Annotated in this window: 11 protein-coding genes; 5 read left to right on the top strand and 6 right to left on the bottom strand. The window is 61.8% G+C overall.

Annotated elements, in window-relative coordinates; all coding sequences use genetic code 11:
* The first annotated feature begins 1 nt into the window (after position 1).
* The 3 genes from rplQ (at position 2) to bfr (ending at position 2,633) form a co-directional block, all read left to right on the top strand.
* Positions 2 to 388, top strand: coding sequence for a 50S ribosomal protein L17 (rplQ, locus tag AC1RCO_RS25045; protein ID WP_007924175.1), 387 nt, complete (start codon positions 2 to 4; stop codon positions 386 to 388).
* 176 nt (positions 389 to 564) lie between these two features.
* Entirely contained in the window at positions 565 to 2,013 is a 1,449-nt protein-coding gene (locus tag AC1RCO_RS25040) for a catalase (RefSeq protein WP_492618145.1), read from the top strand.
* A gap of 155 nt (positions 2,014 to 2,168) precedes the next feature.
* On the top strand, positions 2,169 to 2,633 hold the full coding sequence (gene bfr, locus AC1RCO_RS25035; RefSeq protein ID WP_011063770.1) for a bacterioferritin: 465 nt from the start codon (positions 2,169 to 2,171) through the stop codon (positions 2,631 to 2,633).
* 118 nt (positions 2,634 to 2,751) lie between these two features.
* Here bfr and uvrA read toward each other — a convergent pair whose 3' ends face one another.
* Complete coding sequence (gene uvrA / locus AC1RCO_RS25030) at positions 2,752 to 5,586, bottom strand: excinuclease ABC subunit UvrA (RefSeq protein WP_019094235.1); 2,835 nt, start codon at positions 5,584 to 5,586, stop codon at positions 2,752 to 2,754.
* A 178-nt stretch (positions 5,587 to 5,764) separates the two neighbouring features.
* Between uvrA and AC1RCO_RS25025 the strand changes: the two genes are divergently transcribed.
* On the top strand, positions 5,765 to 7,159 hold the full coding sequence (locus AC1RCO_RS25025; RefSeq protein ID WP_011063768.1) for an MFS transporter: 1,395 nt from the start codon (positions 5,765 to 5,767) through the stop codon (positions 7,157 to 7,159).
* 9 nt (positions 7,160 to 7,168) lie between these two features.
* The gene (locus AC1RCO_RS25020) at positions 7,169 to 7,678 is read left to right on the top strand and encodes a single-stranded DNA-binding protein (protein WP_011063767.1); all 510 of its coding nucleotides are present in this window, start codon (positions 7,169 to 7,171) and stop codon (positions 7,676 to 7,678) included.
* Positions 7,679 to 7,775: 97 nt separating this feature from the next.
* On the opposite strand, the gene AC1RCO_RS25015 is transcribed toward AC1RCO_RS25020, so the two are convergent.
* The 5 genes from AC1RCO_RS25015 to AC1RCO_RS24995 all read right to left on the bottom strand — a co-directional run bounded on the left by AC1RCO_RS25015 (position 7,776) and on the right by AC1RCO_RS24995 (position 15,392).
* Positions 7,776 to 8,828 carry a hypothetical protein gene (locus AC1RCO_RS25015; protein WP_123397282.1) on the bottom strand — a complete coding sequence of 351 codons (1,053 nt, stop codon included), beginning with the start codon at positions 8,826 to 8,828 and terminating at the stop codon, positions 7,776 to 7,778.
* Between the two features lie 14 nt (positions 8,829 to 8,842).
* Complete coding sequence (locus AC1RCO_RS25010; RefSeq protein ID WP_019094233.1) at positions 8,843 to 10,669, bottom strand: hypothetical protein; 1,827 nt, start codon at positions 10,667 to 10,669, stop codon at positions 8,843 to 8,845.
* A gap of 3 nt (positions 10,670 to 10,672) precedes the next feature.
* Positions 10,673 to 11,959: a hypothetical protein gene (locus AC1RCO_RS25005; RefSeq protein WP_072444862.1), complete on the bottom strand. Its 1,287-nt coding sequence runs from the start codon at positions 11,957 to 11,959 to the stop codon at positions 10,673 to 10,675.
* A 13-nt stretch (positions 11,960 to 11,972) separates the two neighbouring features.
* A complete protein-coding gene (locus AC1RCO_RS25000) occupies positions 11,973 to 12,914 on the bottom strand; it encodes a hypothetical protein (RefSeq protein WP_053154150.1) in 942 nt (313 codons plus the stop codon).
* A gap of 66 nt (positions 12,915 to 12,980) precedes the next feature.
* Entirely contained in the window at positions 12,981 to 15,392 is a 2,412-nt protein-coding gene (locus tag AC1RCO_RS24995) for a hypothetical protein (protein ID WP_041120042.1), read from the bottom strand.

The raw sequence follows: 15,392 nt of genomic DNA, 5'->3' as shown, positions 1-15,392 counted from the left end.
CATGCGTCATCGTAAAAGTGGGCGTCACCTGAGCCGCACCAGCTCGCACCGCAAGGCCATGTTCCAGAACATGGCGGTGTCGCTGTTCGAGCACGAGCTGATCAAAACTACACTGCCGAAAGCTAAAGAACTGCGCCGCGTTGCCGAGCCGCTGATCACTTTGGCCAAGACAGACAGCCTGGCTAACCGCCGTCTGGCTTTCGATCGTACTCGTTCGAAAGCTATCGTTGGTAAGCTCTTCAACGACCTGGGCAAGCGCTACGCTACCCGTGAGGGTGGCTACCTGCGCATCCTCAAGTGCGGTTTCCGCGCTGGCGACAACGCTCCTATGGCGTACGTTGAACTGGTTGATCGTGCTGTCGGCGGTGAAGCTGTATCCGCTGAGTAAGACGTCAGTCTGAAACAAGGAACCGGGCCTAGCGCCCGGTTTTTTGTGTCTGCCTATATTGGATATTTCTATCGTTAGCTAATGTGTAATGCATTGGATGTTGTAACACTGGTGGTCAATACTCTTTGTCAGCCGATTAGCCGGCAGTTTCACAGACTGACAGAGGAAGATTGAGCATGAGCCAGACCAAAACTCTTACTACCGCAAGTGGCGCTCCTGTCGCAGATAACCAGAACTCTCGTTCCGCCGGCCCCCGGGGCCCTCTGCTTCTCGACGATTTTCACCTGATCGAAAAGCTCGCCCATTTCAACCGCGAGAATATTCCCGAGCGTCGCGTGCACGCCAAGGGTTCAGGCGCCTATGGCACTTTCACCGTTTCTCGTGATATCACCGAGTACACCAGCGCCAAGCTGTTTCAGGCGGTAGGCAAGAAGACTCCGACCTTCCTGCGTTTTTCCACGGTAGGCGGCGAGCGTGGTTCGGCAGACACCGAGCGTGACCCACGCGGCTTTGCCCTCAAGTTCTACACCGAAGAAGGCAACTGGGACATCGTAGGCAACAACACCCCGGTGTTCTTCATTCGCGACCCGCTGAAGTTTCCCGACTTTATCCACACCCAGAAGCGCTTGCCCCAGAGCAATCTGAAAAGTGCCCAGATGATGTGGGATTTCTGGTCCCATTCGCCAGAGGCGCTGCACCAGGTAACCATTCTGTTTTCCGATCGGGGTATTCCGGACGGCTACCGCCACATGCATGGCTTTGGCAGCCACACCTACAGCCTGATCAACGCCAAGGGTGAGCGGCACTGGGTCAAGTGGCACTACAAGACCAAGCAGGGCATCAAGAACCTGGCGCCGGCTGACGCAGCGCGCCTGGCCGGTACCGATCCTGATTACGCCCAGCGCGACCTGTTCAATGCGATCGAGCGCGGTGAGTTTCCGAAATGGAGCGTGTGCATCCAGGTCATGACCGAAGCTCAAGCCGCCGCGCATTACGAGAACCCCTTCGATGTGACCAAGACCTGGTCGCAGAAAGAGTTCCCGTTGATCGAAGTGGGTGAGCTGGAACTGAATCGCAACCCGTTGAATTACTTTGCAGAGGTCGAGCAGGCTGCATTCGGCCCTAGCAACATGGTACCTGGGGTAGGTCTTTCGCCGGACCGCATGCTGCAAGGCCGGGTATTCGCATACGCCGACGCGCATCGCTACCGTGTGGGTACCAACCACCAACAGTTGCCGGTGAACGCTCCATTGAGCCCGGTGAACAGCTACCAGCGCGACGGCTCCATGGCTTTCGGTACCAATGGGGGGGCGGCGCCTAACTACGAGCCCAACAGCTACGGCGATGCGCCGAAGCAAGCTCCACGTTATGCCGAGCCGGCCCTGGCACTCAGCGGTGCTGCGGACCGCTACGATCATCGTGAAGACACCGACTACTACAGCCACGCTGGTGCTTTGTTCCGCCTGATGAACGATGAGCAGAAGGCGTTGCTGATCAACAACATCGCCGGCGCCATGGCTGGAGTGACGGCTGATGTGGTTGATCGGCAGTTGCAGCATTTCTACAAGGCCGACCCGGCTTACGGCGAAGGCATCGCCAAAGCTTTGGGCGTATCGCTCAAGTAAGTCTAAATAAGAAGCAGAACCGCCCTCATTCGGGCGGTTTTTGCGTTATTTCTACTGGTTTTCTCAGATATTCTTCACTTTTTCAGCTGTTTCTAAGTGACCTGCAAGTCAGCTTGGTTCAAACTATCCACTTTCAAGCAGGGAGATGTAGGGCGATGCAAGGTCACCCGGACGTAATCGATTACCTCAACACGTTGCTGACGGGTGAACTGGCAGCACGCGACCAATATTTCATCCACTCGCGGATGTACGAAGACTGGGGCTTTACCAAGCTCTATGAGCGTATCAACCATGAAATGGAAGAAGAGGCGCAACACGCCGACGCCCTGATGCGCCGCATCCTGATGCTCGAAGGCACTCCGCGCATGCGCCCTGACGATCTCGACACCGGAACCACGGTGCCCGAGATGCTGGCCAGCGACCTGCGCCTGGAATACAAGGTGCGCGCCGCGTTGTGCAAAGGCATCGAGCTGTGCGAGTTGCACAAGGACTATGTCAGCCGCGACATCTTGCGGATCCAGCTGGCGGATACCGAGGAAGATCACACCTACTGGCTGGAGAAGCAGTTGGGCCTGATCAAGTCCATCGGCCTGGAGAACTACCTGCAATCGCAGTTCTGATTGCGTTAGGTGTTGCTGCCTGTTCGCGAGTAAAGCTCGCTTCTGCGGGAGGGGCAGCAACCCCTAGAGACAAAAAAGCCCCTGGCACCGTCAAGTGCCAGGGGCTTTTTCATGGGCCTCAGGCGCGGTCGCGGGTCAGCAACGGCTTGAGGTAGTGCCCGGTATGGGACTGCGGCATCTCCGCAACCTGCTCCGGGGTGCCCACGGCAATGATCTGGCCGCCCTTGGAGCCGCCTTCCGGCCCCAGGTCCACCAGCCAGTCGGCGGTCTTGATCACATCCAGGTTGTGTTCGATCACCACCACGGTGTTGCCGTGATCGCGCAGGCGGTGCAGTACGTCCAGCAACTGCTGGATATCCGCAAAGTGCAGGCCCGTGGTCGGCTCATCAAGGATATACAGAGTCTTGCCGGTGTCGCGCTTGGACAGCTCGCGAGACAACTTGACCCGCTGCGCTTCGCCACCGGACAGGGTCGTCGCCGACTGCCCCAACTTGATGTAGGACAGGCCCACATCCATCAGGGTCTGCAGCTTGCGCGCCAGGGCAGGCACCGGGTCGAAGAACTCCCTGGCTTCCTCTATGGTCATTTCCAGCACCTCGTGGATGCTCTTGCCCTTGTACTTGATTTCCAGGGTTTCGCGGTTGTAGCGCTTGCTCTTGCACACGTCGCAGGGCACGTAGATGTCCGGCAGGAAGTGCATTTCCACCTTGATCAGGCCATCGCCCTGGCAAGCCTCGCAGCGCCCACCCTTGACGTTGAAGGAGAAGCGACCGGGCCCGTAGCCCCGGGAGCGCGACTCGGGTACCCCGGCGAACAGCTCGCGGATCGGGGTGAACAGCCCGGTGTAGGTCGCCGGGTTGGAGCGCGGAGTCCGGCCGATCGGGCTCTGGTCGATATCCACTACCTTGTCCAGGTGCTGCAGGCCGTTGATGCTGTCGTGTGGCGCGGCTTCCAGGGTGGTGGCGCCATTCAGTGCGGTGGCGCTCAAGGGGAACAGGGTGTTGTTGATCAGGGTCGACTTGCCCGAGCCCGATACCCCAGTGACGCAGGTCAGCAGGCCAATGGGGATCTCCAGGTCGACATTGCGCAGGTTGTTGCCGCGAGCGCCCTTGAGGGTCAGGGAGAGCTTCTTGTTGCGCGGCGTGCGCTTGGCCGGCACCACGATCTTCACCCGGCCCGAGAGGTATTTGCCGGTCAGGGAGTCCGGATGGGCCATGACCTCTGCGGCGGTGCCTTCGGCAACGATTCGCCCGCCGTGCACACCGGCCCCCGGGCCGATATCGACGACATAGTCGGCCAGGCGAATGGCGTCTTCATCGTGTTCAACCACGATCACCGTGTTGCCGATGTCGCGCAGGTGTTTCAGGGTTCCCAGCAGGCGATCATTGTCCCGCTGGTGCAGTCCGATGGACGGCTCGTCGAGGATGTACATCACCCCCACCAGGCCGGCGCCGATCTGGCTGGCCAGGCGGATACGCTGGGCTTCGCCGCCGGACAGGGTGTCCGCGCTGCGGTCCAGGGTCAGGTAGTCGAGCCCGACGTTGACCAGGAACTGCAGGCGCTCGCGGATTTCCTTGAGGATCTTGTCGGCGATTTCGCCACGGCGCCCGGTGAGTTTCAGGGTGCCGAAATAATCGGTGGCGTCGCCGATGGGCAGGCTGGTGACTGCCGGCAGGGTTTTCTCGCCCACCCAGACGTGCCGCGCTTCGCGACGCAGGCGGGTGCCACGGCAATCCGGGCAGGGCTGGGTGCTGAGGAACTTGGCCAGCTCTTCACGCACGGTGGCCGACTCGGTTTCCCGGTAGCGGCGCTCCAGATTCGGCACTATCCCTTCGAACGGATGGGAGCGCTTGACGATGTCGCCCCGGTCGTTGAGGTATTTGAAGTCGACGTTCTGGGTGCCGCTGCCGTGCAGGATGACCTTCTGCTGATCCGCGGGCAGTTGGTTGAACGGTACTTCCAGGCTGAAGCCGTAATGAGAGGCCAGCGAACCGAGCATCTGGAAGTAATAGACGTTGCGCCGGTCCCAGCCGCGTATCGCCCCTTCGGCCAGGGTCAGCTCGCCATTGACCAGGCGCTTGATGTCGAAGAACTGCTTGACCCCCAGCCCGTCGCAGGTCGGGCACGCACCGGCCGGGTTGTTGAAGGAGAACAGCTTGGGTTCCAGTTCGCTGATGGCATGGCCGCAGATCGGGCAGGCGAAGCGCGCGGAGAAGATCATCTCTTCTCCCGGCTCGTCGTCCATCGGCGCCACCAGGGCAATCCCGTCCGCCAGTTTCAAGGCGGTTTCAAAGGATTCGGCCAGGCGCTGCTGCAGGTCGGCGCGGACCTTGAAGCGGTCGACCACCACATCGATGGAGTGCTTCTTCTGTTTATCCAGCTTCGGCAGCTCGTCCAGCTCGAACAGCTTGCCGTTGACCCGGGCGCGAACGAAGCCCTGGGCTCGCAACTCTTCGAAGACCGACAGATGTTCGCCCTTGCGCTCGCGGATCACCGGGGCCAGCAGCATCAGCTTGCTGCCTTCGGGCTGGGCCAGCACCAGGTCGACCATCTGGCTGACGGTCTGGGCTTCCAGCGGGATGTCGTGGTCCGGGCAGCGTGGAGTACCGACGCGGGCATAGAGCAGGCGCAGGTAGTCGTAGATCTCGGTGATGGTGCCGACGGTGGAGCGCGGGTTGTGGGAGGTGGATTTCTGTTCGATGGAAATCGCCGGCGAGAGGCCTTCGATGGTGTCGACATCGGGCTTTTCCATCATCGACAGGAACTGTCGGGCATAGGCCGAGAGCGACTCGACATAGCGGCGCTGGCCTTCGGCATACAGCGTGTCGAAAGCCAGGGACGACTTGCCGGACCCAGACAGCCCGGTGATGACGATCAACTTGTCCCGCGGCAGGGTCAGGTCGATGTTCTTCAGGTTGTGGGTGCGGGCCCCACGAATCAGAATCTTGTCCAAAAGTGGCCTCGATCGGCGGGCGTAAAGGCAGGAGTATAAAACCAAACACTGGATGGATGCACACTATCGTTCGGCGCTTTTTTGATCGCTGGCATGGGCTGCGCGGCAAAGCGTCGCCATATACCCCCTCAATCGATCCGACTGGTAGAATCGCCGCCGGTTCACATGAGGTTTATCCATGCACGATCCCCACAACGAACGCATGAGTGGCAGCGAGACCCGCGCGGCAAGCGGGCTGGCCCTGGTGTTCGCCTTCCGTATGCTTGGCATGTTCATGGTACTGCCGGTCCTGGCGACCTATGGAATGGATCTCGCAGGAGCGACCCCGACCCTGATCGGGCTGGCGATTGGTGCCTATGGCCTGACCCAGGCAGTGTTCCAGATTCCCTTCGGGATCATTTCCGACCGTATCGGTCGTCGTCCGGTTATCTACCTGGGGTTGATCGTGTTCGCCCTGGGCAGTGTGCTGGCGGCCAACGCCGATTCGATCTGGGGGGTGATCGCCGGGCGTATCCTGCAGGGCGCCGGCGCAATTTCCGCGGCGGTGATGGCACTGCTTTCCGACCTGACCCGCGAACAGCACCGGACCAAGGCCATGGCCATGATTGGCATGACCATCGGTCTGTCCTTTGCCGTGGCCATGGTGGTTGGCCCGCTGCTGACCCGCAGTTTCGGACTTTCGGGGCTGTTCCTGGCCACCGGGGCCATGGCCCTGGTGGGCATTCTGATCATCGCCTTCATGGTGCCGCGCTCAACCGGGCCGCTGCAGCACCGGGAATCCGGAGTGGCGCGCCAGGCGCTGATCCCGACCCTCAAGCACCCCGATCTGCTGCGCCTGGATCTTGGTATCTTCGTGTTGCACGCGATGCTCATGTCGAGCTTCGTGGCCTTGCCCCTGGCGCTGGTGGAAAAAGCCGGCCTGCCCAAGGAGCAGCACTGGTGGGTCTACCTCACCGCACTGCTGATTTCGTTCTTCGCCATGATCCCGTTCATCATCTACGGCGAGAAGAAACGCAAAATGAAACGAGTTCTGTTGGGTGCGGTCAGTACGCTGCTGCTCACCGAGCTATTCTTCTGGGAGTTCGGCGACAGCCTGCGGGCGCTGGTGATTGGTACCGTGGTGTTCTTCACCGCGTTCAACCTGCTGGAAGCGTCCTTGCCGTCGCTGATCAGCAAGGTTTCGCCGGCGGGTGGTAAAGGAACGGCGATGGGGGTGTATTCCACCAGCCAGTTCCTCGGTTCGGCACTGGGCGGCATCCTCGGCGGCTGGTTGTTCCAGCATGGCGGTTTGTCGGCTGTGTTCCTTGGATGCGCAGTCCTGGCTGCACTCTGGCTGGCCTTTGCTGTTACCATGCGCGAGCCCCCGTATGTGACGAGCCTGCGCTTGCCGTTATCGCCCGAAGCGATCCGCGAAGCCGGCCTGGTCGAGCGCCTGAAGGCCGTTGTTGGGGTAACAGATGCCGTAGTGGTGGCCGAAGAGGCCGCCATTTACATCAAATTGGACACCGAATTATTGGATCGCACGACCCTCGAGCAACTGGTCAATCCAGCGCCGTCGGCGAGCGAAGCCTAGGAGAACGTTATGGCCCGTGGGGTTAACAAAGTCATATTGGTCGGCACTTGCGGCCAGGATCCCGAAGTTCGCTACCTGCCTAACGGTAACGCCGTGACCAACCTGAGTCTGGCCACCAGCGAGCAGTGGACCGACAAGCAGACCGGTCAGAAGGTCGAGCGCACCGAGTGGCACCGCGTGTCGATGTTCGGCAAGGTCGCGGAGATCGCCGGTGAATACCTGCGCAAGGGTTCGCAGGTCTACATCGAGGGCAAGCTGCAGACCCGCGAGTGGGAGAAAGACGGTATCAAGCGCTACACCACCGAAATCATCGTCGACATGCAGGGCACCATGCAGCTGCTGGGTGGCCGTCCACAGGGCGACCAGCAAGGCCAGGGCGGCATGTCCAACTCGGCACCGCGTCCACAGCAGTCCCGTCCTGCTCCGCAGCCTCAGCGTGAGTCGCGTCCAGCGCCACAGCAGGCCGCTCCGCAGCCGGCTCCGGACTTCGACAGCTTCGATGACGATATTCCGTTCTGATCGCTGTTTTCAGCGTTCAGCATCGATAAAAACGGGGCCATGCAGATGGCCCCGTTTTTTTATGCCCGGGTTTAACCGGTGTGCCGCATCACTCAGCTCAAAGCGCCACTCGCCGCAGTCGGCCGCTCAGTGCGACCACCTGCTGCTCCGGCGTTGGAATCGGCCGCCCACTCAGGCCCATGCCTTCACTCACCAGCACCGCGTCTCCGACGCAGCACAGGTTGGAAGGCGTATCCAGGCCCTTGGCGAGTACTTGCACGCTGCGTTGCTGCAAATCGCAGCGCAGCAGGCGGCCGCTGAAGCGGGCGAAGCCGCCGTGCAGAACTTCGCCGGCCCAGTCCGGCGGCAACGGTTGCAGCAGCCGGTCGCACAGTTCCAGCACCAGGATCCGCTCCTGCGGGTCCAGCGCCAGCCCGGTGGGCAGTTGCAGTCCGCGAATCAGCACCTCGATCCTGCCGCTCTCGGGCCAGACCCGGATCACCTGGCCCGCCTTGTCGGCGAAGTCGATACCCATCCGCGCCGGGTCCCGGCGCAGCTCGCCGGAGAACAGGCTGATCAGCACGGCATCCGTCTGCGGCTCGTGCACCAGGGTCACCGGCACGGCTTCCTGGCCCTGATCCAGATCGGGCAGTTGCGCCAGGACTTGTTCACCGCCCTCGCTGAACTCCACCAGTTGGTTGCTATCGGGCTTGACCGCCAGCCAGCTGCGGCGCGACGGGTGATAGCACAGCGAGTTGAGGTTGCCGCGACTATGGAACAGCGGCTCGGGCGGGTTGTATTGCAGGTCCAGCAGCTTGGAGCCGGCGACGTAGTCGGTTTGGCTGGCCAGGCAGCGCCCGTCGCCGAGGGCGATGTCCGACAGGCCCATGATTTCGTCGCGCAGCATGCGCGATTGCATGTTCATCGAACGAAAACCCTGAGCCACGACCTGGGGCGGCAGGTAGGCGCCCGGCTGGCCCGGATCCGGACGCAGGCGGCTGATGCGGCCGCTGAACGGCTGGTCCGGCAGGCCCGAGCCGGCTTCCGCCAGCAGCAGGCTGCCATCGCCTTGCAGGCAAACCCCGCGAGGGTTGAGCAGGCCCTCGGCGATGACGTGATCCGGTCGCAGCACCTGCTCGAGCTGGGTGGGAATATGCAGAGCAACGGGCATGGTCTTCTCCTTGTTCAAGGCTGCCAGGGCGTGCCATTGAGATAGGCGGTCAGCAGGGAGCGTTGGCTCGGCGACATCGAACGCACCACGGACATGTACAAGGTGGTGTTCTGGTACTCGGGGGATATCCGGGCCAGGATCGCCTGTTTGTAACCCATCACCGCGTCGGGCTGATTGAGCTGGATGTAGCGCGACATGGCGGGGAAGGCCAGGTAATGAAAGCGCAGCACGTTTTGAAACGCCTGTTCCCAGGTGACGATGCTGCCTGTTGGAACGCCGAAGTCGCTCCAGGCGTACTTGCGGAAGTTGCTGAAGCTCTGGGTCAGAGGGTTGTTGTCGATGGTGTAGGTCAGTGTGGTGAAGCCAGCCTGAGTATTGGAACCGGCGACGGGAACGACGTTGAAACTCACCGAAGGTTGACCGGCCGGCACCGTTACCGAGTTCGGAAGCTCCAGGAAGTTCCAGTAGCGGTTGGCTTGATAGACGGCGGTCGCCGAGGCATCGATGCTGATCGGCGTAGCCTTCTGCACCGGCGCTCCCAGGTAACGGACTTGCAAGGTGATCTGCACGCCTGTGCTGTCGGGATCGAGGTAGGTGTTGCGCTGATCGCTGTAGACCCGATAGGGGCATTCGGGGGCCGACAGCGCCGGGTTGCGGGTGGTCCCGGGGGCACTAATGCACAAGGGCGTGCTCTGCACCAACTGTGTCTGGGTCGAGTTGAGCGGCACGTCGATGATGCCGCCGTACCGGTAGTAGTCTTGCAGCAGCGGATTGCTGGGCTCGAAGCTCGCCAGGGGCGTGGTTCCGGCCGCGATGGTGACGGTCCCGAAGTCGGCGTTGGGGCCGATGGGGCTGGTGATGTCGTCGCGTACAGCCCTGAACGTCTGCTTGGGGATCAGGTTGACCATGTCGATGCTCAGTTGCCCGTTGGCGACCTCGGCATAGGCCACGCTGTTGATGTTCAGGTCTTTGTCGGCATTGATGATTTGGCGGCCCGGCGGACAGATCTGCGGCTCATCGGTGAACGCAGTGGCCAGGGTACCGATGACCCGGCCGATGCTCGGGTTCGGGCTGAACTGGTTGGCTGCGTAGTCGGCATTCAGTTGCTCGGTGGTCAGGGTCGGACACATTTCGAACATCACGAAACGCAGCACGATCCCGGTAGCGTTGGGCGCCTCGATCAGGGCCCGGAGTCCGGCACTTTCCTTGTTGTAGCTGACGATGCTGCTCAGCGGAAAGGTCAGTTGAAAGGTGCCGCTGGCGTGGAAGGAGCCCGGCGAGTCCATGGTTGCAGGCTCCAGCACCCGGGTATTGAGGTCGAAACTGCTGCACACGGTATCCCAGCGAATCAAGAGCTGAGGCGTGTTGCCGTTGCCGATCTGCAGGCCTCCGACAAAGATCTGGGTCGTGGTGCTGGCTGTGGGGTCCAGGTCGACCATCATTGGGCCGGAGTAGGGACCTTGTCCGGTGCCGGGGGTCACGGAGCCGAGCAGGTAAACCGGCTGTCCGACCATATCCCCTTCCAGCGCAATGTTGCCCGGGGTGCCTTGGGAACTGATCAGCGCGTTGTGCAGCGTCACCACGTGTTCGCCATAGTGGTTCCAGCCGCCGGCCGTGTACCGGCTGTTGGGGCCGATTCTCGGGTCCGGGGCGTTGATCAGTTGGTACAGGTGCTCATCGCTATAGGTCTTGGCCTGGTCCGCCACGGTCGAGGTGGTCAGGTCGAACAGCTCAAGGGAGGTGGCGATGCCATTGGGCAAGGTCGGTGAGTTGTTTGGCACGCTGACGTCGGTAGAGATGCCGCCCCAGAAGTTCAGTCGGGGTCCATTCAATATGCTCATGATCTATTCCTTATCCTTGGCGACGCTGGTGACTGGGGCTTGGGCGAATCTGAACAGGAAGGAGAAGTCGCTCTTGTACTGGCTGTTGAGCGGTGCGGCCATGGAATGGCAGTTCATGCAGCTGCTGTTGGTCTGGATGTAACTTTCCATGGTGACGTTGGCCGACAGTGATGGCGTTGGTTGCCCCAAGGGGTTGCCGGGGTTATCCGGCGACTGCGGGCGTTGGGTGGTGATCAACTGGTAGTACTTGAACACGCTTTGCTGTACCTGCGGATCGCCCTGGTATTGGGTATTGATCTGCTGGGTGACGTCCGTGATCGGGGTGACCCGGTTCAGTGGGTCCGGGGTACTGAAGCTGTTACCGGGTTTTGGGGTACAGACCATTTGTCCAGCTTGTTGCTGCCACAGGCAGGGGGATTGGTTGAGGCTTTCGGCGGGCGCCTTGGCGTTGAAGTAGGAGTAGAAAATCCCCGAGACCGGTTGGTCCACCCAACGGCCCCCCAGCTGGGTCTTGGGAGGCACGTTGTCGACCTGCTCGAAGGTCGACCAGATCCACTGCGGGAACCCCTCCACCTTGCTGATGATGTGCAACCCCACCAATCCCAAAGTGGCCTCGGTGGTGCCGTTGGGCTGTCCCTGACTGTCGAACTGGGTGACCAGGGCCTTCATTGTCAGATAGCGGCTGCTGTCGTCGGCGCTGCTGAGGATGCGCCAACTGCTCTTGATCTCGCCGGCGTTGTTGGGAAAGCTGATGTTCTTCGCTGCGTTGACGACCACCGCGTTGTAGAAGTCGTTATCGACGATGTAGTTGTAGGAGACCTCGTTGGCGGCGATGTCGTAGTAGGTCGGGTTGCCGCGCTGGTCAATCAGCCAGCCGCCCACCGCCTGGTTGTCCGATTGCACCACCTGGGTGTTCTTGACCGCGGCGATGTTGATCAGGCTGAGATTTCTGCGGGGCAGTTGCGAGTTCCAGAGGCCCGGATTCTTGGCCCCGGGGAGGAAGGTCTCGCTGACGCTCTTGTAGGTCTGCCACACGGTATCGCCAGGGCTGCCCAGGGGCTTGCTGCAATCGGCCACTCCGCGCTGTCCCGCCTGGGCCGGCCAGTTCAGGTTGATGAACATCTTCCAGCTGTATTGATCGAAAGCCTGCTGCGACGCGCCCGCAGCAGGCACCGCAGCCGTGGGTGGGCAGCTGGTCTGCGGCGCCGCTGCGCTGGGTTGCAGGGCGCTGGCCTGCTGGCTGCCCAGGCCAAGCAACAACAGGGCGGTGAAACGGCTCCAAGGGTTCATGAGGCGGCTCCTGTCATGGCGAGGGGGGCGAAAGTTGGTTCCACTGCGGCCGCGCACCGTTCTTCAGCGATGGCGGTGGCGTGAAGAGCTGGCAGTCCGGCGGGTTGGCCGGGCACATCTTCGCCACCTGGTCCCAGGTCGTGGCCGGATTTGGTTTCTCGGTGCGCCAGTTGAGGTAGTTCTGGCTGACGATTGGCGCGTTGGCGACGCTCTCGTCACCGGAGAAATAGAACGATTGCGGATGCTGATAGGCCGGCTGGCCCGGGCCGTCGCTGCTGGCTTTCTTGTAGAACGCATAGCCGAACAGAATCGGGCTCGGCTGGACCGGGATCTCCAGCGCGTAGGCCTGCACGCTGCCATCCAGATGCTGGCTGCGGGCGGCGCTGTAGGGCAGGTGCTTGATGAAGTCCCGGCGCGGCGGGTGGTTCATGGGCGAGAACATGCAGCAGGCCGGCATGTCCTTTGGCCGGTCCTCGGGGTAGGTGAGGAAGTAGGCCTTGTTGCCCAGGGAAACGAAGGAGCAGGTGTAGTTGTTGTCCTTGATCGGGAAGATCGGCAGGCAGTACTTCTCGTAGTGCTCCATCATCGCCCCGGTGCCGTCCTTGTCGGCCGGCACATAGTCGTTGTCGTAGTAGCTGGTGCCCCGGGACACGGTGTAGTCGGCCGGTTTCAGGGTGCTGGGCGGGCTGCTGTAGGGCGGTGGGTTCTTCACGTAGTTGGCGGTGACCCGGTACATAATCCAGTCACTGACCCAGGTTGCCGGGTAGAGCGGATCGGCCGGCTCGCCGGGTTTGCGCTTGGCGATGCAGTTGTTGGTCTTGGCGTCGCACCCCCGGTCGTTGTGCACGCCCATGTTGAAGTAGACGTTGTCGGGGTAGGTCTCGGCCCATAGCGTTTGGCTGGCGCTCAGCAGGCTGGCGGCCAACAGCAGTTGCTTGAAGAGACTGGCGTTCATCTGACACTCCTTTGAAAGCGCCGGGCGACGGGGTCGCCCGGCATTCCATGGGCTGGCCTTTGCGGCTCAGCCGTGGGGGTAGTCGTTGAGTTTCAGCGGGATCGGTGGGTAGCCCTTGCTCACCAGGTCCTGGGCCCAGATTTCCAGCACCCTGCGCCGGCTTTGCGGCAGGTCCCGGGTGATCGGCATGGCCAGGGTGCTTTCCTCCTGGTAGTCCTTGCTGATCAGCACGATGAACTGGTTGATCGCGCCCTCGATGCGTTGCAGGGAGTTGAGCGGCATGAACTTGTTCATGATCGGGTAGAGGTAATAGAAAGGCTGGAGGATTCTGGGGAAGATGAACTCCTTCCAGATCCGCACGCTGGCGTCGTCCTGGGTGCACACCCGGTTCCAGCAGTCGATGAAGTCCTTGAGCATCTCCGGCTCCTGGGGCAGGACCCGCAGGGGCGCAAGGAAGTCGGTGTAGGCGTCGGTGTAGTTGAAGCTGAAGGGCACCGTCGGTTGCTGCTGGCCGTCCTGGATGAAGAAGCGCAAGGTCGGGAAGCCGGCCGCCACGGCCTTGACCGATACCTGGGCGATGCCATTGGCGTCGGTCAGGATCTGCGCCAGGCTGTACTGCACGGTGGCGTTCAGCGGGTCGGCCAGGGTGCCGCTGCGTGCCTGCCCATTGGTGAACTGCAGGCGGGGGCTCAGGGCCGCGGCCGAGGGCGTGGTCAGGAAGCTCTGGTAGAGCATGGGCTCGGATGGCTCGCTGTCCTCGACGTTCAGCACCGCGCTGAGCCGGCGGCCGCTGCCCACGTGCAACAGGCTTTCAGCGGTCTGGGTGCCGACGAACTGCGGTCGGTTCGACGTGTTGCTCCCGGGGTCCTTCGGGTAGTTGTTGAACAGGGTGAAGTTGGCCGCGTTACTGAAGGCCAGGTAATAGTCGCTGGTGGTCAGCATGTAGGCGTTGTTGTACTCCGCCACCCACAGCGCGGTGCCCGCGGGCGCGGGCAGGCCGTCGTACTGCACCATGATGCTCAGGACCCGAGTGTCGCCCACATCGATGAAGCAGCCGCTGTCGAGGACCTCGGCGGTCCACATATTCTGGGCGGCGGCGACCAGTTCCTGGCTGCCCTGCAACTGCAGCTCCAGGGCGCCCTGTTGCAACGCGGCCTGGTCGGCGGGGCTGATGGGCAGGTCCAGCAGGCCGGCGCGCTTGTCGAAGGCGGTCTGGCGATACTGTTCGAAGCCAAAACTGGCGACTTTGTGGAAAGCGCCGCCAGTGGGCCGTACCCCGATGTCGTAATCACCGGCCAGGTATTTCCCGGGCACCGGAATTCCCTGGCTCAGGTCAGTGTTGGTGGGCGGCAGTGCGGCGCTGTCTCCGGCGGGATAGAACGGAAAGGTATTGCCCAGGTCCAGGGACAGGGTGTTGTCGTGCACTTGGGCGCTGATCACCCCCAGGGTCATGGCCGCAGGCTTGGTGTCTCTGGGAACCGCCTTGCACACCGGTACCGGGGCCTTGGGTTCCAGGCGCCGGCCAGCCGGAGCGGTGGGGTATTCATTGTCGAACCACAGGCCCAGAGTACCGGCGGTGCGGCTGTAGGCCGGGTTGAAGAAGATGTCGGCGACGTTATCCAGGCCCTTCTGGTACATCGCCTGCAGCGCGGCCATGGCTTCGGGCGTCTTGGAGTGGCTGTCCACCACCGGGAAGTCGTTGAAGATGCCGTTCTTGTCGTAGAAGGTCAGGTAGGTGGTGAACCGGAACATCAGGCCCTTGGCGTTCTGGTTGATCATCTCCTGTTGCAGGGTCTTCAGCAGTTGCGAGTCGCCGACGATCCACTGCAGCTGGTCTTTCGGGAAGCAGGTCTGCCAGGTGGTAGTCACGTAGCTCAAGCCGCCGAAGGCCCCCCAGTTGAAGTTGAGGAAGCGGTCGAGCATGCGGTACCGGCGCTTCAAGGTCAGGCCGCAGGTGGCGTCCCCCAGTACCAGTTTGTCGAAGTACAGGGCGGTGAAGGTGTTCTGCCAGGGGCTGATATCGACGAAGCGCGCGGCTGTCGGCGCGGCGCTGCCGAACGGGTTGCCCTGCAACTGGTAACACTTGTTCACCAGCGGGTCGTTGTCGATGTAGGTGTTGGCCTGGAACTCGCCACCGACGATCACCGAGCGGGTCTGCTCGTAGTCGACCAAGCCGCAGGCGTTGTCGCCGAACAGGTCCCATTCGGCGGGAATCATCGGGTAGCCACTGGGCGAGCCATTGGTGGGCACCTGCAGCACGTAGTCCGGCACGTTCTCGTAGGCCAGCGGGGCGATGGTCCAGGGCATCAGCTGTTGCGGGGCGTTCTGGTCGTTGATCCCGTAGTAGGACAGGAACGGCCAGTTCATGCGCATCTTCACCGCGTCATATAGCGGGAAAACGTCGTTGTTGTTGGCCGTCGGTGGGTTCCAGAACATGTGGCCATTGAAGTAGATCCGGGGAAAGTTCAAGACGCTCAT

It is taken from the genome of Pseudomonas sp. GW823-FHT03E05 (genome assembly GCF_058796855.1).
Note: the sequence above shows the minus strand (reverse complement) of the source record. Positions and strands in the feature narration are given on the sequence as shown.

Excerpts from the sequence above, each read along its gene's own strand:
- rplQ (WP_007924175.1), top strand. The coding sequence starts at position 2 with ATGCGTCATCGTAAAAGTGGGCGTCACCTGAGCCGCACCAGCTCGCAC.
- AC1RCO_RS25040 (WP_492618145.1), top strand. The coding sequence starts at position 565 with ATGAGCCAGACCAAAACTCTTACTACCGCAAGTGGCGCTCCTGTCGCA.
- bfr (WP_011063770.1), top strand. The coding sequence starts at position 2,169 with ATGCAAGGTCACCCGGACGTAATCGATTACCTCAACACGTTGCTGACG.
- AC1RCO_RS25025 (WP_011063768.1), top strand. The coding sequence starts at position 5,765 with ATGCACGATCCCCACAACGAACGCATGAGTGGCAGCGAGACCCGCGCG.
- AC1RCO_RS25020 (WP_011063767.1), top strand. The coding sequence starts at position 7,169 with ATGGCCCGTGGGGTTAACAAAGTCATATTGGTCGGCACTTGCGGCCAG.
- AC1RCO_RS25015 (WP_123397282.1), bottom strand. The coding sequence starts at position 8,828 with ATGCCCGTTGCTCTGCATATTCCCACCCAGCTCGAGCAGGTGCTGCGA.
- AC1RCO_RS25010 (WP_019094233.1), bottom strand. The coding sequence starts at position 10,669 with ATGAGCATATTGAATGGACCCCGACTGAACTTCTGGGGCGGCATCTCT.
- AC1RCO_RS25005 (WP_072444862.1), bottom strand. The coding sequence starts at position 11,959 with ATGAACCCTTGGAGCCGTTTCACCGCCCTGTTGTTGCTTGGCCTGGGC.
- AC1RCO_RS25000 (WP_053154150.1), bottom strand. The coding sequence starts at position 12,914 with ATGAACGCCAGTCTCTTCAAGCAACTGCTGTTGGCCGCCAGCCTGCTG.
- AC1RCO_RS24995 (WP_041120042.1), bottom strand. The coding sequence starts at position 15,392 with ATGAGCGTCTTGAACTTTCCCCGGATCTACTTCAATGGCCACATGTTC.